Origin of the sequence: Pseudomonas sp. NPDC088414 (assembly GCF_044753325.1) — a bacterium.
In the GTDB taxonomy this organism is placed as follows: domain Bacteria; phylum Pseudomonadota; class Gammaproteobacteria; order Pseudomonadales; family Pseudomonadaceae; genus Aquipseudomonas.
The window spans coordinates 50067-71731 of sequence record NZ_JBIVMY010000004.1 but is presented as its reverse complement, the minus strand read 5'-3'; the positions used below and the strand labels follow the sequence as shown (position 1 = coordinate 71731).

The window sequence follows — 21665 nt, the reverse complement described above, 5'->3', positions numbered from 1 at the left end:
CTACAGTCACTCCATCAGCAACCACCAAACAATGATGGAGACACCCATGACCCAGCGCGACGTCGTTTTCCCGCCAGCCCGCCATGCGCTTTACGAGCGGCATCGCTATTCGCCGGCGATTCGTTCCAACGGTTTTCTGTTCGTCTCGGGGCAAGTCGGCAGCCGTGAAGATGGTTCGCCCGAACCGGAGCTGCAGGACCAGGTGCGCCTGGCCTTCAACAACCTCAATGCGATTCTCGATGCCGCCGGTTGCAGCTTTGCCGACGCGGTGGACGTCACGGTGTTCATGATTGATCCGCAATCGACCTTCGAAACGATCTGGGAAGTAGTGCCGGAGTTCTGGGGCAGCGCACCGTATCCGACGATTACCGCAGTCGGCGTGACCTGGCTGGCCGGGTTTCAGTTCGAGATCAAGGTGATTGCCAAAATCCCCGTGTAGGCGCTGCGGCACGCTGCGATCTTTTGATCTTCAATAGGAACGCAAAGATCGCAGCCTCGTTTCACTCGACAGCTCCTACAGGGTTTTTGGTGGTTGCAGCGGCAGTGGGCTGCAGGAAATGTGGAGCAAAACATCACCGGACAAGCGCGCTGGCCTTTCACCGCACGCCTGCGTATAACCTCGCCGTTTCGTCTAACCTGATTGAGCGCCCGATCGCGACACCTCGCGTCGTGGCGCTTAGAATGCGACGCTCATGAAACGGAGATTTCCATGCTCAAACGAACCCTGGCACTGACTGCTGGTCTGGCCCTGTCTTTTTCTGCTCTGGTGGCGCATGCCGCCGATGTGTTGCGGGTCAGCGCGATTCCTGACGAAGCCCCGACCGAATTGCTGCGCAAGTTCGAGCCGCTCGGTGCATACCTGGAGCAGCAGTTGGGCATGAAAGTGCAGTTCGTTCCCGTGGCCGACTATCCGGCGGTGGTTGAAGCGCTGGCGACCGACCGCCTCGACATGGCCTGGCTGGGCGGTTTCACTTTTGTTCAGGCACGCCTGAAGACCGACGCCACCACCCCGGTGATCCCGCTGGTGCAGCGCGAGCAGGATGCGCAGTTCACCAGCAAGTTCATCAGCGCCGACCCGAACGTGAAGAGCCTGGCCGACCTCAAGGGCAAGACCTTTGCCTTCGGCTCGGTATCGTCGACGTCCGGCAGCCTGATGCCGCGTTACTTCATGCTGAAGAACGACAACATCAAGCCGGAAGCCTATTTCAGCCGCGTCGCCTATTCCGGCGCGCATGACGCCACCGTCGCCTGGGTTCAGGCCGGCAAGGTCGATGCCGGTGTGCTGAACGCCAGCGTCTGGCAGAAACTGGTCGACGCCGGCAAGGTCGATACCAGCAAGGTGCATGTGTTCGCCACCACCCCGGCCTACTTCGATTACAACTGGACCGTGCGCGGCACCCTTGACCCGGCGCTGGCGGCGAAGATCAAGAAAGCCTTCCTCGACCTCGACCCGGCCAACCCCGAGCAGAAGAAGATTCTGGATCTGCAGGCGGCCAGCCGCTTCATCGACACCAAGCCCGAAAACTACAAGGGCATCGAGGAAGCTGCTCGCGCTGCCGATCTGTTGAAATGACCCTGAGCCTTACACAAGCCCGTCTGCACCACACCAACGGGGTCGATGCGCTGCGTGGCGTCGACCTGCAGATTGGCGCCGGTGAGCAGGTGGCGATCATCGGTCCGTCCGGGGCCGGCAAATCCAGTCTGTTGAACCTGCTGGCCACCGCGTTGCGTCCCAGCAGCGGTGAAATCGAGGTGCTGGGCGAACGCCCCTGGCACCTCTCCGCTCGTCAACGGCAACGCCTGCGCGCACGTATCGGCCTGGTGCATCAGGCACCACCGTTGCCACCGCGCCAACGGGTGGTGACGGCAGTGCTGGCCGGCAAACTCGGCCAGTGGAGTTTGGGCAAGAGCCTGCTGAATCTGCTGCACCCGACGGATATTCCCGGTGCCCGTGCGGCCCTCGCCCGCCTGGATCTGGGCGACAAACTTTTCGCTTACTGCCAGCAATTGTCTGGAGGCCAATTGCAGCGCGTGGGCATTGCCCGGGTGCTGTATCAGGCGCCGGAGATTCTGCTGGCGGACGAACCGGTGTCGGCGATGGACCCGGTGTTGGCCGGGCACACCCTGTCGATCCTCTCGCAGCATGCCCGGGCACATAACGTCACGCTGGTGGCGAGCCTGCACGCGGTGGAACTGGCGCTGGCACACTTTCCGCGCATCATCGGCTTACGCGACGGCGAGATCCTGTTCGACAGCCCCGCCACACAGGTCAGCCGCGAGATGCTTGATGCGCTGTACGCCAACGAGCAATTGCAAAGCCCGACGACGCCGAGTGCGCCGCTGATTGTGCAGATCCCGCGATGCTGAGGGCTGACTCACGCGACCCGGCCGCCGCGCCGCGATTATTGCTGACCCTGCTGGCGCTGGCCTTGCTGTGGCCGGGCATCCAGCTCAGCGAACTGGATCTGGGGGTGTTGCTGCACAGCGACAGCCAGACCGAAATGGGCCGTTTCATCTCCGGGTTCTGGCCACCGGCGCATGACCATGACTTTCTCCAGTTGCTGCTCAAGGCGACCCTGCAAACCCTGGCCATCGCCACCGCCGGCATGGCTCTGGCGCTGTTGCTGGCGGTACCGGCCAGTCTGATTGCCAGCCGCGCACTGTCGTTGTCGGCGGCGTCCCGCAGCGGCATTCCCGGTCGGCTCGGACGCTTGCTGCGCTGGCCGGTGCGCGGACTGCTGATCTTCTTGCGCAGCGTGCCGGAGATCGTCTGGGCACTGCTGTTTGTGCGTGCCGTGGGCCTTGGCCCGGCGGCCGGTGTGCTGGCGATCGCCATCACCTACAGCGGCATGCTCGGCAAGGTCTACGCGGAGATTTTCGAGTCCACCGACCAGCGTCCGGCACACGCCTTGATGCAGGCCGGCAGCGGACGGCTCGCGGCGTTCGCCTACGGGATTCTGCCGAATGTCGCGGCGGAGCTGCTGTCGTACACGGTGTATCGCTGGGAGTGCGCGATTCGGGCGTCGGTGGTGATGGGGTTTGTCGGCGCCGGTGGCCTCGGTCAGCAGATCGATCTGTCGCTGCGCATGTTCGCCAGCGGTGAAGTGGCGAGCATGTTGTTGACCTTCCTGATCCTGGTGCTCGGCGCCGACCAACTCAGCCGCCTGCTGCGCTGGAGGCTGACATGAATCGCCTGATCAATCTGTTGCTGATCGTCGGCATTGGCGTCGCGGTCATCGCCTCGTTCGGTTACCTCGAACTCGACCTCGGTGAACTCGGCAGCGCCAACAGCCTCAAGCAGATGGGTGCCTATGCGCAGCGCTTTCTCAGCCCGGACCTGAGCGCCACGCACTTGCAGGCGATCCTCAAGGGCGCGCTGGAAACCCTCGCCATGTCGGCCCTCGGCACCCTGCTCGCGGCGGTGTTCGGCATCCTGCTCGCGCTGCCTGCCGCCGGTCGTTTCGGCTGGCCGCTGCAAAGCGCTTCGCGGCTGCTGCTCAACGGTCTGCGGGCGATTCCGGAACTGGTGTGGGCGGCGTTGATGGTACTCGCCGCCGGCCTCGGCCCGAATGCCGGCACCCTGGCGCTGGCTCTGCACACCACCGGGGTGCTCGGCCGGTTGTTCGCCGAAGCGCTGGAAAATACCCCGCCGGAACCGGCCGAAGCGATCCGCTTGCAGGGCGGCAATCCGGTGCTCGCGTTCTGCTACGGCACCCTGCCCAACCTCGCCCCGCAATTGCTCGCGTATTGCCTGTATCGCTGGGAAAACAATATCCGCATGGCCAGCGTGTTGGGCTTCGTCGGTGCCGGGGGTTTGGGGCAGATGCTGTATGTCAGCCTCAGCCTGTTTCAGGAAGCGCAGGCGAGTACGGTGATTCTGGCGATGCTGATACTGGTGCTGGGCGTGGATTCGCTGAGTGCCTGGAGTCGGCAGCGCTGGGTCAAGGCCTGACGGGCAAACTTCATTGCGCCGTCGCCAATCGATACTGGCGCGGGGTGAATCCGGTCGATGCCTTGAACTGCCGAGTGAAGGCGCTGTGGTCGGTATAGCCGCACTGCAGCGCCACTTCGGTGATCGGCAGGTCGCCGTGCAACAGCCGATGCGCATGCTCAAGACGCACTTTCTGGATCATCTGCCGCGGCGTCAGGTGGAACACCCGCTTGCAGTAACGCTCCAGTTGCGCCACGGAAATCCCGGCGATGCGCGTCAGTTCGCTCAGGCTGACGCGCTGATTGAAATTCGCCCGGATGTACTCGTCCACCGCCGCCAGCCGCTGATACGCCGGATGGGTTTCGCTGGCGGTTTGCAGGTCGACGGAAATTCCTGCCAGGCCGATGATCCGGTTGTCGCGGTCGTACAGCGGGCGCTTGTGGGTCAGGCACCAACCCGGTTCGCGGCTGCCGTACAGATGCAACTCCAGCTGATCCTCCAGCACCAATCCCTCTTCCAGCACGCGCCGGTCCTGTTCGGTATAGCCCGGTCCCAATTGCGCCGGAAACACCTCGGCGCTGGTCTTGCCCAGTAACGGCCGCAGGTCTTTCAAACCGCAGCGCTGCACCAGCGTCTGGTTGGCCATGACGTAGCGCGCCTGCAGATCCTTGATGAAGATCGCCGCGTTGGGAATCACATCCAGCATGGGCAACAGCAGCGCCATGCTGGCGAGCAAGTCGTCGAGGCATTGCGGTCGGCTCGCTTCGTTGTGCTGGCTCAGGATCGCAAACGCGTTCTGCAGCATGACTGTCACTCCCCACTCTGCGCATTGGCTTGCGCGCAGATTGCCCGATGGCCGACAGCCTGTCGAGCCGGGCCTTTGCCGCTGGCCATTGTGCTGATTTCGTCATCGTCACCGGCAAAAAACATCAATCGCCCATCGCCTGATGAGTTCACTGTAGCGCCACTGCACGCCCCTCCAACAACCAACAAGAAGGCGACGCTATGACAGGCCAAGGCAAGTTCAAGAAACAACTTTCACTGATAGACCTCACGTTCATCGGGCTGGGGGCGATCTTCGGTTCAGGCTGGTTGTTCGCCGCCAGTCACGTGTCGGCCATCGCCGGCCCGGCGGGGATCTTTTCCTGGCTGCTCGGTGGTTTCGCCGTGTTGCTGCTGGGCATCGTCTACTGCGAATTGGGCGCCGCATTGCCCCGTGCCGGCGGCGTGGTGCGTTACCCGGTTTACTCCCACGGGCCGCTGCTCGGTTACCTGATGGGCTTCATCACGCTGATCGCGTTTTCCAGCCTGGTGGCGATCGAAGTGGTCGCCTCGCGGCAATATGCGGCGGCGTGGTTTCCCGAGTTGACCAAGGTCGGCTCCAGCGATCCGACCGTGCTTGGCTGGTTCGTGCAGTTCGGGCTGTTGTGCCTGTTTTTCCTGCTCAATTATCGCAGCGTGAAGACCTTCGCCATGGCCAACAATCTGGTCAGCGTGTTCAAGTTCATCGTGCCGCTGCTGGTGATCGGCGTGCTGTTCACCTTCTTTAAACCGGCGAATTTCGAAGTGCATGGCTTTGCGCCGTTCGGTCTGTCCGGCATCGAAATGGCCGTGTCGGCCGGCGGGGTGATCTTCGCCTATCTGGGCCTGACGCCGATCATTTCCGTGGCCAGTGAAGTGAAGAATCCGCAACGTACGATCCCGATTGCGCTGATCCTGTCGGTGCTGCTGTCCACCGCGATCTACGTGCTGCTGCAAACCGCGTTCCTCGGCGGCATCCCGACCGAAATGCTCGCCAATGGCTGGGCCGGCGTCGCCAAGGAACTGGCTCTGCCGTATCGCGACATCGCCCTGGCACTGGGCGTCGGCTGGCTGGCGTATCTGGTGGTGGCCGATGCGGTGATCTCGCCCAGCGGCTGCGGCAACATCTACATGAACGCCACGCCACGGGTGATCTACGGCTGGGCGCAGACCGGGACCTTCTTCAAGATTTTTACTCGCATCGACGAAAAATCCGGCATCCCGCGCCCGGCGCTGTGGCTGACCTTTGGCCTGTCGGTGTTCTGGACCCTGCCGTTCCCGTCCTGGGAAGCGCTGATCAACGTGGTCTCCGCCGCGCTGGTGTTGAGCTATGCGGTGGCTCCGGTGACGGTCGCCGCACTGCGCCGCAACGCGCCGGACATGCCGCGTCCGTTCCGGGTCAAGGGCATGAGCGTGCTTGGGCCGCTGTCGTTCATCATCGCCGCGCTGATTGTCTACTGGTCGGGCTGGGGCACCGTGTCGTGGTTGCTCGGCCTGCAAATCCTGATGTTTGTCATCTACCTGCTGTGCGGGCGCATGGTGCCGACCGCGCACCTCAATCTGGGTCAGCAAGTGCGTTCTTCGGCGTGGCTGATCGGCTTCTACGCGGTGACCATCGTCCTCTCCAAACTCGGCAGTTTTGGCGGTGTCGGCGTGCTCAGCCATCCGTTCGATACGGTGATCGTCGCAGTCTGTGCACTGGGCATCTACTACTGGGGCGCCGCCACCGGCGTACCGGCACACCTGATTCGTCTGGAAACCGAGGACGACGAAAGCGAAGCCGCTGAATCCTCCACCCCTTCGGCAACGGGCCAACGCCCTGCTCACGCCTGACCTTCACTCAAGGGACGAACCCATGAAACGACTGCATATCATCGATTCCCATACCGGCGGCGAACCGACGCGCCTGGTGATGAAGGGCTTCCCCGAGCTGCCCGGCAACAGCATCGCCGAAAAGCGCGATGCCTTGCGCGAAGGCCACGATCAATGGCGCCGCGCCTGTCTGCTGGAGCCGCGCGGCAACGACGTGCTGGTCGGCGCGCTGTACTGCGCGCCGGTCTCGCCGGACGCCACCTGCGGGGTGATTTTTTTCAACAACGCCGGCTACCTCGGCATGTGCGGCCACGGCACCATCGGCCTGGTCAATTCGCTGCATTACCTGGGCCGCATCGAACCGGGCGTGCACCAGATCGACACCCCGGTCGGCCCGGTCAGCGCCACCCTGCACGAGGACGGCGCGGTGACCCTGGGCAACGTTCCGGCCTGGCGCTACCGCAAACAGGTGCCGGTGGACGTGCCCGGCTACGGTCGCGTCTTCGGTGATATCGCCTGGGGCGGCAACTGGTTTTTCCTCGTCTCCGAGCACGGTCAGGACCTGCAGATGAGCAACGTCGAAGCCCTCACCGAGTACACCTGGGCGATGCTCAAGGCTCTCGAAGCCCAAGGCATCCACGGCGAGGACGGCGCGTTGATCGACCACGTCGAACTGTTTGCCGACGATGCCAATGCCGACAGCCGCAACTTCGTCATGTGCCCGGGCAAGGCCTACGACCGCTCGCCCTGCGGCACCGGCACCAGCGCCAAACTCGCCTGCCTCGCCGCCGACGGCAAACTCGCCGAAGGCCAGGTCTGGACGCAAGCGAGCATCACCGGCAGCCAGTTCGAAGGCCGCTTCGAATGGCACGGCGAGCGCGTACGCCCGTTCATTACCGGCCGCGCCTACATGACCGCCGACGCCACCCTGCTGATCGACGAGCAGGATCCTTTCGCGTGGGGCATCTGACCTGCCCCGCTTTTCTACCGATCCGAATGAATGTCCCGAGGAGCTACAACAATGAGCGATAACATCTTCACTGGCTGCATTCCCGCGCTGATGACCCCGTGCACCGCTGCACGCAAACCTGACTTCGACGCCCTGGTGGCCAAGGGCCGCGAGCTGATCGATATCGGCATGAGCGCGGTGGTTTACTGCGGCTCGATGGGTGACTGGCCGCTGCTGACCGAGGCCGAGCGTCAGGAAGGCGTGGCGCGGCTGGTGGCTGCTGGCGTACCGACCATCGTCGGCACCGGCGCGGTCAACAGCCGTGAAGCGGTGTCCCACGCCGCCCACGCCGCGAAAGTCGGCGCCCATGGCCTGATGGTGATTCCACGCGTGCTGTCCCGTGGCGCTTCGGCCACCGCACAAAAAGCTCACTTCGCCGCGATCCTCAACGCCGCGCCAAACCTGCCGGCGGTGATCTACAACAGCCCCTACTACGGCTTCGCCACCCGCGCCGAGCTGTTCTTCGAACTGCGCCGCGAACACCCGAACCTGATCGGCTTCAAGGAATTCGGCGGTGGCGCCGACTTGCGCTACGCCGCCGAGAACATCACCTCGCAGGACGATGCCGTGACCCTGATGGTCGGTGTCGATACGCAAGTGGTGCACGGTTTCGTCAACTGCAACGCCACCGGCGCGATCACCGGCATCGGCAACGCCCTGCCCCGCGAAGTGCTGCAATTGGTGGCGCTGAGCAAGCAAGCGGCCAAGGGCGACGCCAAGGCCCGACGTCTGGCGCGTGAACTGGAAGCGGCGCTGGCGGTGCTGTCGTCGTTCGATGAAGGCTGTGATCTGGTGCTGTATTACAAGCATCTGATGGTGCTCAACGGCGATCGCGAATACGCCCTGCATTTCAACGAAACCGACGCCTTGAGCGATGCCCAGCGCCGCTACGCCGAGACCCAGTACGCGCTGTTCCGCCAGTGGTACAAAAACTGGTCCGCCGAACAGAACCTCGCCTGACCGCAGTCCCTGCCCCGGTGTGATGCCGGGGCTTCACCTCTTTTATCAAGGAAGCGTCATGACTCTGACAGGCCACATGTTGATCGGCGGCCAAGCCATCGCCGGCAGCCGTGAAGCGATCCGTGCGATCAATCCCGCCACCGACGCAGTGCTGGAACCGGCCTATGCCGGTGGCAGCAGCGAGCATGTCGAACAGGCCTGCGCACTGGCGTGGCAAGCCTTTGACCGTTATCGCGAGACGTCCCTGGAGGCTCGCGCCGAATTTCTCGAAACCATCGCCAATGAGGTCGAAGCCCTTGGCGATGCGCTGATCGACCGTGCCGTGGCCGAAAGCGGCCTGCCACGCGCCCGTATTCAAGGCGAACGCGGGCGCACCTGCGGGCAATTGCGCACCTTTGCCCGCACCGTGCGGGCCGGCGAATGGCTGGATGTGCGGGTCGACCAATCACAACCACAGCGCCAACCACTGCCACGTTCGGATCTGCGCCAGCGGCAGATCGCGCTGGGGCCAGTGGCCGTATTCGGCGCCAGCAACTTTCCGCTGGCGTTCTCGGTGGCGGGCGGCGACACCGCTTCGGCGCTGGCCGCCGGTTGCCCGGTGATCGTCAAGGCGCACAGCGCGCATCCCGGCACCAGTGAACTGGTCGGCCAGGCGCTGAGTCGCGCGGTGCAAAAGTGTGGATTGCCCGAGGGCGTGTTTTCGCTGCTGTTCGGCTCCGGCAACGAGGTCGGCATTGCGTTGGTCAGCGATTGGCGCATCAAGGCCGTGGGTTTCACCGGCTCGCGCAGTGGCGGCCTTGCCTTGAGCCGAGCGGCGCAGGCACGGCCCGAGCCGATTCCGGTGTATGCGGAAATGAGTTCGATCAATCCGGTGTTGTTGTTTCCCGCAGCGCTTGCCGCACGCGGTGAGGCGTTGGCGCAGGGCTTTGTCGCCTCGCTGACTCAGGGCGCCGGGCAGTTCTGCACCAATCCCGGGCTGGTCATCGCTCGCCAAGGGCCGACGCTGGACGGTTTCATTGCCGCTGCCGCCGAAGGGGTCCAGCGCAGCCCGGCGCAGACCATGCTCACGCCGGGGATTTTCCGCGCCTATGCAAGCGCCGTCGCCGCGTTGGCCGAACATCCTCAGGCGCAACGCGAGGCCATCGGTCTGGCGGCTGAAGGTCCAAACCAGTGTCAGGCGCAATTGTTCGTCACCCGCGCGCAGGACTTCCTTGCTGACGTGCGTCTGCAAGGTGAAATCTTTGGTGCCGCATCACTGATCGTACAATGCGCCAACGACGATGAAATCCGTCAGGTCTGCGAACACCTCGAAGGTCAGTTGACCGCGACCCTGCACCTGGATGACGCCGATCTGGATCACGCCCGGGCCTTGTTGCCGACACTGGAACGCAAGGCCGGACGTCTGCTGGTCAACGGCTGGCCGACTGGGGTCGAGGTGTGTGACGCGATGGTGCATGGCGGGCCTTTTCCGGCCACTTCGGACTCGCGCAGCACCTCGGTCGGCACGGCGGCAATCCTGCGTTTCCTGCGCCCGGTGTGTTATCAGGACTTTCCCGACAGCCTGTTGCCGCAGCCGCTGAAACAGGCGAATCCGCTGCAGCTACGACGCTTGCTCGACGGCCAGAGGGAAGCCTGAACATGCCCGACAACCTCACAGCGGACACCGCCGATATCGCGGTGATCGGCGCCGGCATCATCGGTGTCGCCTGCGCCCTGCAACTGGCACGTCAGGGTCAACGGGTGGTGGTCATCGACAAGCAACCGCCCGGTCATGGCGCCTCGTTCGGCAACGCCGGGCATCTGGCCACCGAGCAAGTGTTTCCGATTGCCGATGCGTCGATCCTCAAGCGTCTGCCGGCGATGTTGATGGACCCGATGGGGCCGCTGCGCCTGGACTGGAAGTACCTGCCGTGTGCCGTGCCGTGGTTCAGCCGACTGCTGCTGAACCTGCGCCCGGCGCCATTTCAGCGCACCGTGGCCGGTTTGCGCGCGCTCAACGAAAGCAGCCTCGATGCCTGGAAGCGCCTGCTGCACAGCATCGCCCGCCCCGACCTGCTCAAGGAGGACGGCTCGCTGCTGGTGTTCGAGCGCGCCGAGTCGCGGCAAGCCATCGAAGCCTTGCAGGCGCGCATGCGTCAGCAACAGGTGCCGGTGGATTTTTGGTCGGCCAGCGCCGTGCGAGAAAGCGCGCCGCAGCTCAGCGAACAGATTCAGGGCGGATTGTTCTACCCGCGCACCGGGCATTTTCTCGATCCGTATCAGGTGGTGTGTGAACTGGTGAGTGCGGCCAAAACGGCCGGCGTGCAGTTTTTCCAGCAGGAAGTTCAGGGCGGCCAGTTGCAGGCGCATGGCGTGTCGTTGCTCACCGATCAGGGGCGTTTCACCGCGCGGCAGGTGCTGATCGCCTGTGGCGCGCATTCGGCGAAACTCACTGCGGCGCTGACCGGTAAACGCGTGCCACTGGACACCGAGCGCGGCTATCACCTGATGTTGCCGCACGAACACGGACGCCTGCCGTTCGCCGTCACCTCGCTGGAGCGCAAGTTCATCATGACGCCAATGACCGGCGGCCTGCGCCTGGCCGGTACGGTGGAGTTCGCCGGCCTGCAGCGCCCGCCGTTCATGGAGCGCGCCTGGCAACTGCATCGCTTGAGCAAGGGTTTGTTCCGCCATGATTTGAATGCGGAAGACGCAACGCCGTGGATGGGTTTTCGCCCATCGCTGCCAGACTCGCTGCCGGTCATCGACAAGGTCGGCGACGGCAAGGTGCTGCTCGCGTTCGGGCATCAGCATCTGGGGCTGACGCAGGCGGCGGTGACTGCTGAGATGATTGCTCAGTTGACATCTCCCTCGGCCAGTTCCGGCGTGCCGACGATGGATGCTTATCGACTGGATCGTTTCTGAGATATCGATGAAACGTTTTTGGTTTCATAATGAACGCCGATCTTGGCCCCGCGCATATGGAACCGACTATGACTTCATCAATGGATATCCCCGAGCCGCAAGCGATCTGCAACCCGATCACCAGCAGCGCGATCTTCATCGTCGCCACGCTGCTGCCCGGCAGCGACGCCGCCAGTCAGGTGCGCGGCTGGTGCGGTGACATCGCCGCCCTCACCCGCTCGGTCGGCAAACGTGTGCCCAACGGCAACTTGTCATGTGTCTGCGGGTTCAGCGCCAGCGCCTGGGACGCCCTGTTCGGCAGTCCACGCCCGGCATCGCTGCATCCGTTCCGTGAGTTCGGCGTCGAGGGCCGTCGCGCCGTAGCCACCCCTGGCGACATCCTGCTGCACATCCGCGCCGACCAGATGGACCTGTGCTTCGAACTGGCCACGCAATTGTGCAGCGCGCTAAATGGCGCGATCACTGTGGTGGATGAGGTGCAGGGTTTCCGCTACTTCGACATGCGCAGCATCATCGGTTTCGTCGATGGCACCGAGAACCCGGTGGGACGCAAGGCGGACCACTTCACCCTCATCGGCAACGAAGACCCGGCATTCGAATCCGGCAGCTATGTGCTGGTGCAGAAGTACCTGCACAAGATGGAGGCGTGGAATGCGCTGAGCGTCGAGGCTCAGGAGAAGGTGATCGGCCGCACCAAGCTGGCCGACATCGAACTCGGTGAAGAGGTCAAGCCGAGCAACTCCCACAGCGCCCTGACCACCATCACCAAGGACGGTCAGGAGCAGAAAATCCTGCGCGACAACATGCCGTTCGGCCGCCCGGGGGCTGGTGAATTCGGCACTTTCTTCATTGGCTACGCGCGCTCGCCGGAACCGATCGAGCAGATGCTGGAGAACATGTTTGTCGGCAAACCCGTCGGTAACTACGACCGTTTGCTGGACTTCAGCACGGCAGTCACCGGGGGTCTGTTCTTTGTGCCGTCAGCCGACCTGCTCGAAGAGCTGGCCGAGCGCGAGCCCGCGCAGGCGTGACACCGTAGCGCCACGCCCGCCCGTCACTCAGTGTGGCGCGCGCGGGATGGTTTTCAGCAGGTCTTCCGGGCTGATGTGGCCAACCACGCTGCCCGGTTGCGGCATGTTGAGGATGTGGCCTTTCATCTTGCCGATGATGTGCATCTCGCACGGCTTGCAGTCGAACTTCAGGGTCAGCACTTCGTCGCCGTGAATCAACTGCATCGGCGCGACCTTGGTGCGCACACCGGTCACGCCTTTGGCTTGTTTCGGGCACAGGTTGAACGAGAAACGCAGGCAGTGCTTGGTGATCATCACCGGCACTTCACCGGCCTCTTCGTGCGCCTCGTAGGCCGCATCGATCAGCTTCACCCCGTGACGGTGGTAGAAGTCGCGGGCCTTCTGGTTGTAGACGTTGGCCAGGAACGACAGGTGCGACTCCGGGTACACCGGCGGCGGCGTGGTTTCAGCCTTGCGGCTGCCACGCGGATGCGCCGCGACACGGGCGGCGGTCAGCGCTTCGATCACTTCACGGCGCAAGGCCTTGAGCTGCGAGTTCGGGATGAAAAACGCCTGCGGCGCATCGAGCTTGATGTCGGTGGCGTGGTACTGGGTGGTACCGAGCTGGCCGAGCAGATCCTGCAATTGCTCCAGCGCCTGTTCCGGCTTGTTGGCGACACCGAACGGACCGTTCAGGGTCACGCTGGCACTGATCCCCTCTTCACTGGTCGCAGTCACTTCCAGCTGTTCTTCACGCAGACGTGCGACCCAGCTCAATGCGATACGACGCTCGGCAGAAGTCTTCTGCAGCGCCTGTTGCCAGTTGTGGTCGAGGTTGCGATTCAGCGGATGATTCGGGCGCAGCTTGTACAGGCCTTCGGGCATTTCGTTCGGTTCGACGCGGTAGCGATAGCGCTTCTCGCCGTCTTCTTCGAACTCGCCCTTTGGCTCGGCGATGTTGGCGCGGAAACCCACGACTTCACGCTTGACCAGCACGTTGAGGCCATCGCCGTTGGACAGCGGCTCCTGCGTCACCACCTGCATGTCACGCTTGCCGACTTTCTCGACGGTGCCCACTGGCAGACCGGTGAAGGTCGGCGAGTCGAACGCGCCGATGTCGATCTTGCGATCGGTGACGAAGTAGTCGGTGCTGCCACGGTGGAAGGTCTTTTCCGGGTCCGGCAGGAAGAAGTGCGCGGTGCGGCCGCTGGAAGCGCGGGCCAGGTCCGGGCGGTCTTCGAGCACGTCATCGAGGCGCTGGCGGTAATAGGCGGTGATGTTCTTCACATAGCCCATGTCCTTGTAGCGACCTTCGATCTTGAACGAGCGCACACCGGCCTCGACCAGCGCGCGGATGTTGGCGCTCTGGTTGTTGTCCTTCATCGACAGCAGGTGTTTTTCGTAGGCGATCACCCCACCCTTTTCGTCTTTGAGGGTGTACGGCAAGCGGCAGGCCTGCGAGCAGTCGCCACGGTTGGCGCTACGCCCGGTCTGCGCGTGGGAAATGTTGCACTGCCCGGAGAACGCCACGCACAGTGCGCCGTGGATGAAGAATTCGATGGCGGCATCGGTTTCGTCGGCGATGGCGCGGATTTCTTTGAGGTTCAGCTCACGGGCCAATACCAGCTGCGAGAAACCGGCCTGATCGAGGAACTTCGCCCGCTCAAGGGTGCGGATGTCAGTCTGGGTACTGGCATGCAGCTCGATCGGCGGGATGTCCAGTTCCATCACGCCCAGGTCCTGGACGATCAGCGCGTCGACACCGGCGTCGTACAACTGATGGATCAGCTTGCGCGCCGGCTCCAGTTCGTTGTCGTGCAGGATGGTGTTGATGGTGGTGAAAATGCGCGCGTGATAACGGCGGGCAAATTCCACCAGCTCGGCGATTTCGCTCACCTCGTTGCAGGCGTTGTGGCGCGCGCCGAAGCTCGGGCCACCGATGTACACGGCGTCGGCGCCGTGCAGGATCGCCTCGCGGGCAATCGCCACGTCACGGGCGGGGCTGAGCAATTCCAGATGATGCTTGGGCAAGGACATAGTTTTTTTAGTCAGGCGGTCACGGTTAAGGCGCGCATTGTAGCCGCGAATCGACTGAGCGGCACGCCTGTGCTGCCAAGTGGCAACCGCAAACCCTGTGGGAGCTGGCTTGCCAGCGATGACGATGGTTCAGTCAACATAGATGTTGGCGGTGCTGACGCCATCGCTGGCAAGCCAGCTCCCACAGTTTTTTACCGCAGGATCAGGCCTTGGCAGCCATCGCGGTAACTTCCACGCGCATGCCTTCCACCGCCAGCGACGCCACGCCCACCGCGGCGCGCACCGGCCATGGTTTGGCGAAGAAGCGTTTGTAGACTTCGTTGAACGCCGCGCGATCAGCCATGTCGGTGAGGTAGATGGTCAGGTGCATCACGCGATCCATCGAACTGCCCGCCCGCTCCAACGCCACTTTCAGCGCCTGCAGGGTGCATTCGCTTTGCAGGGTGATGTCGCCCAGCTCCAGGCTGCCGTCGGCGCGGGTCGGGATCTGGGTCGAAACCAGAATGCCGTTGAAACCGACAACGTCGGAGGAAATGGAATCGGCATCCGGATCAGGGGTGAAGCTGAGGTCTTGATTAGCCATGAAAGTCTCTTGTCTGGAGAGATTGAGGGTCGCCGGCCAACAACGCGCCGGGACTTTCGCGCGGGCAGTTTACATCAGTCCCGCGCTGCGGCTCAGGCAACTGTCAGCCCCAGCCACAAATCGCGCGCATAAAAAAACGCCAGCCCTTTCGGACTGGCGTTTTTTCTGAATATGGCAGGGGCGGCTGGATTCGAACCAACGCATGGCAGGATCAAAACCTGCTGCCTTACCGCTTGGCGACGCCCCTGTATCTCAAGCTCTGTAACAAGCTCTGCGAGAATGGGCCGCAATTTACCAAGCTTTTTTTGATCTGGGAAGCCCTGAGTGCAAAAAAATTTGTTTTAAAACAGCCAGTTATTTCTGAGCCGAGGCAAACGCCACGATTCACTTCGACAAATTCAGCGCAATCGCCTCGCGAATCAGCGCTTGCAAGGCCTGTTCATCGACCTTGTCACCCTCATGAAAATCAATCGCCCGGCGGGTGTTGCCCTCAAGGCTGGCATTGAACAATCCCGCCGGATCGGCCAACGCTGCGCCCTTGGCGAAGGTCATCTTCACCGCCGTCTTGTAGGTCTCCCCGGTGCAAATGATGCCGCCCCGTGACCACACCGGAACACCCCGCCACTTCCACTCCTCCACCACCTCGGGATCAGCCTGGTGCATGACCTTGCGAATCTCGCCGAGGATGGCGCCGCGCCAATCGGCCAGTTCGGCGATTCGAGCGTCGATGAGTGCCGAAGCGTCGATGGGGGGTATTTCGGACTTCATGGCGAGTGTTCTCTTCGATGTTGTTTACAAGCCGATTTGCTTGAGCCCCTCACGCATCCCTTGATCCGCTTGCTCGCACCATTGCTTGAGGCTCAGATCCGGCGGCAGGTTGCCTTGCAGACTCTTGTATTGACCGTCGGCCAACACTTCGCCTTTGCGACCGAGACTTTCGTTCTTGTCGCCATCGGCCTTGTCGAACGCGCCCGGCATATTCGCAACGAACGCCACCATCTTGTTGGCATTTTCCGTGCTGTCCGCTTTCAGGTAGCCTTTGTCGACGCAATGCTTGATCAGGCCCGACATGTTGCGACCGGTGTCGTACATGCCTTTCAGGGTAGCGGGATCTGGCGCGTCTGCGCGGGCCAGAGCGCAGAGGCCGAAAGTGGCGGTCAGTGCAAGGATCACAGCAATGTTTTTCATGCTCATTCCCCAGATTTCCAGTGAAACTTCTCGATTCCAAACCCGCCGCTCACCAGACTTCCAGAGCTGGCGCACAAAACCCGGTAACGATATCCATCACCTCCAGAATCCGATCCTCCAACTCTTCATCGGCATCACCGCGCATTGACCCCAACAGTTCATTAACCGATATAGCCGAAAAACCCTTATCTCGATACTTCAGCAGGATTTCCCGTATCGAAAGAAGATCATCCCCCCTCCTCAATGCGCCGGACAGTTCATCGTCCAACGGTTTATCAAGCGTTTTCATCATTGTTTCTCCCAATGCTCAGCCGTCGACCCTAGTGCCTTCTGGTAATCAGAAAGTGGCATGGCCTTACTAGGCTGAATGGTTCCGTGAGTTTTTTTGTCTTGCACATAACGAAGACTTTCCGGAAGTGAAGCGGTATTCAATTTGCAGGCGCTGTCTTTGCCGGTTCCGCCGGGTAACGTGGAGGGGCGCCGATGATCCGGCAGGTTTTGCGGGGTATCCGGCGCTACGGACATACCACCGGTATTGGGATGAACGTTCCCATCTTTATCAACTGGAATATCGACAGGACGTACCCCTAAGCCACGCGCGGTCGAGTCAGCAATGGGCTTTCCTTTTTCGTCGGTTTTCATGGCCCGATAGACATCGACCCCCGTCAGACCCATCGGATCCACCCACCCTGTAGGGTTCGGACCATAGGTGTAGAGATTCAGACCACCCGCATAACCGATCGGATCCTGGCTGACGAATCGCCCCACCGCCGGGTCATAGTAACGATGCCGGTTGTAATGCAGCCCGGTCTCATGATCATGGTACTGCCCTGGAAATCTTATAGGATTTCTCACATCACCTTGTCGGGCCGATTGCGATTGCTGCTCCGATATCGCCCCCCATGCCTTGTACTGAGCCGTCCAGACCAACTGCCCCTCAGAGTCGGTCAGTTCCTGAGGCGTACCCAGATGATCGCACTGATACCAGAGCAAAACGTCAATTGGCTGAACCGTGACCTTGCGATTCCACAACGGATCGTCATCCAGGCTGTACTCTCCCTGATACTCAGGCTGATTCGTCAGTGTAATCGGGGCATGTCGTATGGCCTGTGCTACAGGAATGAAACTACCGGGCTCGAAAATGTAGTGCACCGTGCGTCCGGCACCGCCATCCAGTTGCGCGGCACTGCTTTCCCAGGCAAGTCGGTTACCGTCCCAGCCGTAGAGCGTGAAGCCACAGCCGTACTCTCGCTGTATGCGTGCATGCTCGTTCCGGTTCCAGTGCGACCCCGCCTCGGGACGCCCCTTGGAATGGGCGACAGAGTTTTTGTGAAGACGACGTCCAAGAGCGTCATAGGCGAATTCAACCGACAAGCATTGATCTTCAAATCGCACCAAACGGTCAAACAGATCCCATTGCAGGAAGCTCCGCTGATTGTTTTGCAGACGCTCGACCAGGTTGCCGCGCTCATCGTATGTGAACTGATTACCTTCGTACTCGTGTAGCAGGTTGTCTACCTGCCTCTCCTGGCGCGGAGACCGGTCCAGTGGTCGTCGAATTTCACTCGCCTTTTCATCAAGCAGATTACTGGCCGGGTCAAAGGTGAATGTTTCAACCACCTGTCGTGTCGCCGCTTCCAACAGTCGACCGAGAGGATCGTAACGGTATGAAATCGGGCCTCTTCGGGTATCGTTGATCGCAGTCAGTTGACCAGCGGCATCGTATTGATATGTCCGTTTGACAAGCGTCGCACCGTCCTCACTGCGTCCCAGCACCTGCTCCTGCAAACGACCGGCAGAATCCCACTTTTGCGTCTGCTGCAGGTGGTTGCCCTGATGCCGGACAATCTCATGATGAAGGTCGTCGCGCTCCAGGCCAATCAGTTCGTGCTCGTCCAGGCGTAGCCCCAACAAATGACCACTGCCATAGGTGAGCCAGCTGACACGGTGCCCGTCCGGACGAACTGTCGCGACCCGATTGTTGAGCACATCGTACTCGTGCTGCCACACGCCAACTACCGGGGGCTGGTCCAGCCCAAGGTAATGCTGATGCTCGCGCAGCACATTGCCGGCCAGGTCGTGAAACCACTGTAAACGACTGTCTGCGTTGGCGGCTTCAATCAGGTTACCGTTGCCGTCATAAATGAAGCGCTCGCTTTGCGATTTCTCACCTTGACTGGCGCGTCGCTCAATCAGGCGTCCCATGGCATCGAAGCTCACGCAAATCACACGCTCGCCGTTGACGATATGACTCAAATGGCCCGTATCAGAATCATACCGATAGCGGGTGATACGACCATCAAAGCTCTTTTCTTCCAGCAGGCGACCTATCGGGTCGTAGAGGAAATGCGCCCGGCTCTCGTTTTCGTTGTCCAGCGCCTGCAAGCGCCCGAGACGATCCCAGCGGTAGACCAATGTATGCTCATCAGCATCGAGGCGCTCGGCTACAAGACCGGCAGCCGTATATTTCCAGGTAGTGCAGCGGCCAAGACGATCCGTGTGCGCGAGCAACCGGGCTTCAGCGTCTCGTTCAAAATACTCCTCGGTCTTGTCCGGGTGCCTGATCCAGGCCAACTGGCCCAGTCGATACCCGTACTCGGTACTCTGGCCGGCCGCGTCGGTAAAACAGATCATCTGTCCGAGTTCGTTGTACTCCCAGGCACTGGTCTTTCCTGAGCAATCGACATACTCGATCAGTTGACCGGCATCGTTGTAGTCGAGCTTCTTCTCATTGCCTTCGGCGTCTTTGATCGCTGTCGGCAACCCTGCCACGCTGTAGGCGAACTCCGTTACGTTACCAAGGGGATCGACTGCTTCCACAAGGTTGCCATGATCGTCATAAGCACGCTGCCACTGCCCCCCTTCTGCATCGCTGGTCTTGATCAGTTGATCCAGATCGTCGTAGGCAAAATGCAGCACGCTGTCGTCGGCACGCAAATGTTCGACGACGTTGCCACGCTCGTCGTAGATGAAGCGATCAGTTGTGCCGTCAGCATGTACGTGTCGAATCAGGTTTTTCGCTTCGTCACGGAACAACCATTCGGAACGTTCATCCGGATGGCGAATGCGGTACGTATAACCAAGAATGTCGTAGTAGTGCCAGGTTTCGTTACCGTATGCGTCGGTGACATAGGTCAGGCGAATATTCTCGTCCCATTCAAGGCGCGTGTCGAAACTGCCGTCGTCCGCCCACTCGCGAACGGCCCGGGCATCAGCGCCTGTGCCCTGCCATTCCAGATTCATGCCCCGTCCGGTCCGATCGGTGTAACGACGGATCAGATGATGCTGGTACTCATAGCTCCAGGCCGCCCCGTTCTCGTCCTGAGCCTGAATCAAATCACCGACACTGTCGTAGTGATAGGCACACAGTTGACGCTGAGGAACACCGTCGCTGATCAGCCAAAGCCCCTTCACGCGACCGTGCTCATCAAGCAGGGTGCCGAGGTGATATCTGACGTCGGCCATATCACCCTGATAGGTAATCAAGTCGGACAGCACCGGCATTCCTTCGTGGCGATGCTCGTAGTGCAGCATGATTCCCGCACCGTTGCGCAAAACCACGCCGACCAGCACGAAACGTTGTCCGCGACGCAGATAGGTTTCCTTGCGTTCAAACCCTCTGCACAACAGAAGCTGGTCATCGGTCACCCGTACCAGCGTCATGTTTTCAATGGCATCGTAGTGAGTCTGCCCTGTCTCGGGCAGCACATAGTCGTGGCTGCGACCATCAGCGTCATGGAACACCAGACTCCCGCCAACACAGTCAAAACGGGTAGTCAACGACGTAATCCAGCGGGCGCCCATCTCGCTGGCGTCATACGCATCCAGACGCGAACAGTAGGTGCGTGTCCACTCGAGAGGGAATGCACCAGGCAGGTTGAAGTCCGTATGGCTCAGCGATTCAGAGCCCAGGGCAAAACTGATGCTATGTACCGTGCCCGGCATGACGCCGTTTTTACATGTTTTGCAGTTATGCGTCGCTGGCGCTTGTTGGCTGCTGGCTTCAAGCCGCCCCTCTCCAGCCCTGTGCTGAGTCTTTGAAGTAGTATCCGGCTTGACGCTGGCCCCTTGACCATGTGCTCGACGCTTGCGCCAGGTCACAACAGAACCTGCCAGCATCTGCAGCAGCCAACCGATTGAATGCTGAACAGCGGGATCACCCAGCTTGTTCATTTGAGTGCGCAATTCCACACCCATAGTACGAAGCATGCCGGTATTGCTCAGCACCAAAGCCTTGGCACTGTCCGGCAACAGGTTCTTTGCCGCGCTGTTGGCAACACCTTTACCGGCAGCCTTGTAGGCGCTGAAGGCTGCGCCGAAAATATTACTGATGGCTGCCTTGGGGTCATGCAACAACTGACCTCCGGCCGCACTCATCTTGGCACTCGCCGACTTCATGTCGCCTTTTGCATCAAGCTTGCCGTTGACGACCGTTTCCAGTCCCTTGGCGATTTCGTTGACCGCGTTCTGGCCAAGCTTGCCGCCGTTGTCGAGTATTTCAGCCAGCTTCGGCTTGGCCTGCTCTACAAAGTCATCGATCGTACCGACAATGGTGGCATTCAAATGTCCGATCAGGACTTCGATCAGCGAATCGCCCAGCAGCATCTTGGCGCTGTTACGAAGTTCTTGACGCACCAGCGACAAGGTCGGACGCAAGGTCATACGCGCCGAGGCCATTGTGGGTGGCGCCGGTAAAACACCGATCAGATTGATACCCAGGCTGACCCAGTCCAGAATCTGGCGTTGCTTGCTTTTGGCAAGGACAACAATGTCTCCGAGCGCATCCACCAAGGCCATGATGTTGCCCACCACCGGCAACGCTCCGGCAACGTTCTTGACGCGCTCAAGAGTGACTACTCCACCACTGATCGATTGCAGCCAGGCATCGAATCTGGCTGCACCGCGTCCGACATCCTTGATGTCAATGGTGTTGAGCGGAACGATCGCCACTTGAGGTTCACGTACTTTCGCGACAGGCGTTTCAGTCGTCATGACTGCATCTCATCCGTAAGATAGTTCGAGACTTTAAAGAAATGATTGATGGCCTGGGCCTGCCAACACTCATGCAACAAACATCAGGTGATGCCCGGCATATGCCGATGCGGTACATGTTGATTCAACTGATCACAGCCCCTTTCGGGCCGCTTGCAATCAGCGCAGCACCGCAAGCGGTTTTCATACCGTCCAGAGCGATGGGCGTGCCATCAATGGTGTAGGTGCTGCTGCCCTCTGCAATCGGGAAAACCCCTTTGCACAGTGGACAGCTGACCTTGTGACCGACTCCGGCAACAGGCTTGCCGTTGAGATCGGTCTGGGAGAAGGCTTCGAGCACCTTGCCACCGTGAGTGGTGGAGTCGCCCAAGCGAATGGCGTCTTTCATGTTGTCACTCCTTTGACTTGATCCTGGTCTCGTGACCTTGCCGTCTGCTG

19 protein-coding genes and 1 tRNA gene are annotated in these 21665 nt (G+C 61.1%); 11 read left to right on the top strand and 9 right to left on the bottom strand.

What is annotated here, in order from left to right; genetic code table 11:
• The first annotated feature begins 46 nt into the window (after positions 1-46).
• From ACIP8I_RS06850 to phnE, 5 genes are all read left to right on the top strand, one after another.
• Positions 47-439 (top strand): RidA family protein, encoded by a 393-nt coding sequence (locus ACIP8I_RS06850; RefSeq protein WP_400759706.1) that lies wholly within the window; start codon positions 47-49, stop codon positions 437-439.
• A gap of 270 nt (positions 440-709) precedes the next feature.
• A complete protein-coding gene (locus ACIP8I_RS06845; protein WP_007969266.1) occupies positions 710-1573 on the top strand; it encodes a putative selenate ABC transporter substrate-binding protein in 864 nt (287 codons plus the stop codon).
• Positions 1570-2367: a phosphonate ABC transporter ATP-binding protein gene (locus tag ACIP8I_RS06840; RefSeq protein ID WP_400759704.1), complete on the top strand. Its 798-nt coding sequence runs from the start codon at positions 1570-1572 to the stop codon at positions 2365-2367. Before ACIP8I_RS06845 ends, ACIP8I_RS06840 begins: the two co-directional genes overlap by 4 nt.
• Positions 2361-3188, top strand: a complete 828-nt coding sequence (locus ACIP8I_RS06835) for a PhnE/PtxC family ABC transporter permease (RefSeq protein ID WP_400759702.1) — start codon at positions 2361-2363, stop codon at positions 3186-3188. Before ACIP8I_RS06840 ends, ACIP8I_RS06835 begins: the two co-directional genes overlap by 7 nt.
• The gene (gene phnE, locus ACIP8I_RS06830; protein WP_400759700.1) at positions 3185-3952 is read left to right on the top strand and encodes a phosphonate ABC transporter, permease protein PhnE; all 768 of its coding nucleotides are present in this window, start codon (positions 3185-3187) and stop codon (positions 3950-3952) included. The genes ACIP8I_RS06835 and phnE overlap by 4 nt, the downstream gene beginning before the upstream one ends.
• 10 nt (positions 3953-3962) lie before the next feature.
• Here the strand turns inward: phnE and ACIP8I_RS06825 are convergent, their stop codons facing one another.
• Positions 3963-4736 (bottom strand): helix-turn-helix domain-containing protein, encoded by a 774-nt coding sequence (locus tag ACIP8I_RS06825; RefSeq protein ID WP_400759698.1) that lies wholly within the window; start codon positions 4734-4736, stop codon positions 3963-3965.
• 200 nt (positions 4737-4936) lie between these two features.
• Here ACIP8I_RS06825 and ACIP8I_RS06820 point away from each other — a divergent pair, with 200 nt between their 5' ends.
• The 6 genes from ACIP8I_RS06820 to ACIP8I_RS06795 all read left to right on the top strand — a co-directional run bounded on the left by ACIP8I_RS06820 (position 4937) and on the right by ACIP8I_RS06795 (position 12448).
• Positions 4937-6565 (top strand): APC family permease, encoded by a 1629-nt coding sequence (locus tag ACIP8I_RS06820; RefSeq protein ID WP_400759696.1) that lies wholly within the window; start codon positions 4937-4939, stop codon positions 6563-6565.
• 22 nt (positions 6566-6587) lie between these two features.
• Positions 6588-7514 (top strand): 4-hydroxyproline epimerase, encoded by a 927-nt coding sequence (locus ACIP8I_RS06815; RefSeq protein WP_367084701.1) that lies wholly within the window; start codon positions 6588-6590, stop codon positions 7512-7514.
• 51 nt (positions 7515-7565) lie between these two features.
• Positions 7566-8513, top strand: coding sequence for a dihydrodipicolinate synthase family protein (locus ACIP8I_RS06810; protein ID WP_041072540.1), 948 nt, complete (start codon positions 7566-7568; stop codon positions 8511-8513).
• A 58-nt stretch (positions 8514-8571) separates the two neighbouring features.
• Complete coding sequence (locus ACIP8I_RS06805; RefSeq protein WP_400759693.1) at positions 8572-10149, top strand: aldehyde dehydrogenase (NADP(+)); 1578 nt, start codon at positions 8572-8574, stop codon at positions 10147-10149.
• A gap of 2 nt (positions 10150-10151) precedes the next feature.
• Complete coding sequence (locus ACIP8I_RS06800; RefSeq protein WP_400759691.1) at positions 10152-11417, top strand: NAD(P)/FAD-dependent oxidoreductase; 1266 nt, start codon at positions 10152-10154, stop codon at positions 11415-11417.
• 68 nt (positions 11418-11485) lie between these two features.
• Positions 11486-12448, top strand: a complete 963-nt coding sequence (locus ACIP8I_RS06795; RefSeq protein ID WP_400759689.1) for a Dyp-type peroxidase — start codon at positions 11486-11488, stop codon at positions 12446-12448.
• A 27-nt stretch (positions 12449-12475) separates the two neighbouring features.
• Here the strand turns inward: ACIP8I_RS06795 and ACIP8I_RS06790 are convergent, their stop codons facing one another.
• The 8 genes from ACIP8I_RS06790 to ACIP8I_RS06755 form a co-directional block, all read right to left on the bottom strand.
• Positions 12476-14464, bottom strand: a complete 1989-nt coding sequence (locus tag ACIP8I_RS06790; protein WP_096796873.1) for a U32 family peptidase — start codon at positions 14462-14464, stop codon at positions 12476-12478.
• Positions 14465-14666: 202 nt separating this feature from the next.
• On the bottom strand, positions 14667-15047 hold the full coding sequence (locus ACIP8I_RS06785) for a RidA family protein (protein WP_003224376.1): 381 nt from the start codon (positions 15045-15047) through the stop codon (positions 14667-14669).
• A gap of 172 nt (positions 15048-15219) precedes the next feature.
• Positions 15220-15294, bottom strand: a tRNA-Gln gene (locus ACIP8I_RS06780).
• A 137-nt stretch (positions 15295-15431) separates the two neighbouring features.
• Positions 15432-15815, bottom strand: coding sequence for a DUF1801 domain-containing protein (locus ACIP8I_RS06775; RefSeq protein WP_400759686.1), 384 nt, complete (start codon positions 15813-15815; stop codon positions 15432-15434).
• A 24-nt stretch (positions 15816-15839) separates the two neighbouring features.
• Complete coding sequence (locus ACIP8I_RS06770; RefSeq protein ID WP_400759683.1) at positions 15840-16235, bottom strand: hypothetical protein; 396 nt, start codon at positions 16233-16235, stop codon at positions 15840-15842.
• Between the two features lie 49 nt (positions 16236-16284).
• On the bottom strand, positions 16285-16524 hold the full coding sequence (locus ACIP8I_RS06765; RefSeq protein ID WP_238547102.1) for a hypothetical protein: 240 nt from the start codon (positions 16522-16524) through the stop codon (positions 16285-16287).
• Positions 16524-21227, bottom strand: coding sequence for an RHS repeat-associated core domain-containing protein (locus tag ACIP8I_RS06760; RefSeq protein ID WP_400759680.1), 4704 nt, complete (start codon positions 21225-21227; stop codon positions 16524-16526). Before ACIP8I_RS06760 ends, ACIP8I_RS06765 begins: the two co-directional genes overlap by 1 nt.
• 124 nt (positions 21228-21351) lie before the next feature.
• A complete protein-coding gene (locus ACIP8I_RS06755; protein WP_400759677.1) occupies positions 21352-21615 on the bottom strand; it encodes a PAAR domain-containing protein in 264 nt (87 codons plus the stop codon).
• Positions 21616-21665 lie beyond the last annotated feature (50 nt).

Bases quoted from the DNA above. Each gene is read 5' to 3' on its own strand.
- ACIP8I_RS06755 (WP_400759677.1), bottom strand. From the start codon at position 21,615: ATGAAAGACGCCATTCGCTTGGGCGACTCCACCACTCACGGTGGCAAG.
- ACIP8I_RS06775 (WP_400759686.1), bottom strand. From the start codon at position 15,815: ATGAAGTCCGAAATACCCCCCATCGACGCTTCGGCACTCATCGACGCT.
- ACIP8I_RS06795 (WP_400759689.1), top strand. From the start codon at position 11,486: ATGACTTCATCAATGGATATCCCCGAGCCGCAAGCGATCTGCAACCCG.
- ACIP8I_RS06785 (WP_003224376.1), bottom strand. From the start codon at position 15,047: ATGGCTAATCAAGACCTCAGCTTCACCCCTGATCCGGATGCCGATTCC.
- ACIP8I_RS06800 (WP_400759691.1), top strand. From the start codon at position 10,152: ATGCCCGACAACCTCACAGCGGACACCGCCGATATCGCGGTGATCGGC.
- ACIP8I_RS06845 (WP_007969266.1), top strand. From the start codon at position 710: ATGCTCAAACGAACCCTGGCACTGACTGCTGGTCTGGCCCTGTCTTTT.
- ACIP8I_RS06835 (WP_400759702.1), top strand. From the start codon at position 2,361: ATGCTGAGGGCTGACTCACGCGACCCGGCCGCCGCGCCGCGATTATTG.
- ACIP8I_RS06790 (WP_096796873.1), bottom strand. From the start codon at position 14,464: ATGTCCTTGCCCAAGCATCATCTGGAATTGCTCAGCCCCGCCCGTGAC.
- ACIP8I_RS06815 (WP_367084701.1), top strand. From the start codon at position 6,588: ATGAAACGACTGCATATCATCGATTCCCATACCGGCGGCGAACCGACG.
- ACIP8I_RS06820 (WP_400759696.1), top strand. From the start codon at position 4,937: ATGACAGGCCAAGGCAAGTTCAAGAAACAACTTTCACTGATAGACCTC.
- ACIP8I_RS06805 (WP_400759693.1), top strand. From the start codon at position 8,572: ATGACTCTGACAGGCCACATGTTGATCGGCGGCCAAGCCATCGCCGGC.
- ACIP8I_RS06810 (WP_041072540.1), top strand. From the start codon at position 7,566: ATGAGCGATAACATCTTCACTGGCTGCATTCCCGCGCTGATGACCCCG.
- ACIP8I_RS06760 (WP_400759680.1), bottom strand. From the start codon at position 21,227: ATGACGACTGAAACGCCTGTCGCGAAAGTACGTGAACCTCAAGTGGCG.
- ACIP8I_RS06765 (WP_238547102.1), bottom strand. From the start codon at position 16,524: ATGAAAACGCTTGATAAACCGTTGGACGATGAACTGTCCGGCGCATTG.
- ACIP8I_RS06825 (WP_400759698.1), bottom strand. From the start codon at position 4,736: ATGCTGCAGAACGCGTTTGCGATCCTGAGCCAGCACAACGAAGCGAGC.
- ACIP8I_RS06770 (WP_400759683.1), bottom strand. From the start codon at position 16,235: ATGAAAAACATTGCTGTGATCCTTGCACTGACCGCCACTTTCGGCCTC.
- ACIP8I_RS06840 (WP_400759704.1), top strand. From the start codon at position 1,570: ATGACCCTGAGCCTTACACAAGCCCGTCTGCACCACACCAACGGGGTC.
- phnE (WP_400759700.1), top strand. From the start codon at position 3,185: ATGAATCGCCTGATCAATCTGTTGCTGATCGTCGGCATTGGCGTCGCG.
- ACIP8I_RS06850 (WP_400759706.1), top strand. From the start codon at position 47: ATGACCCAGCGCGACGTCGTTTTCCCGCCAGCCCGCCATGCGCTTTAC.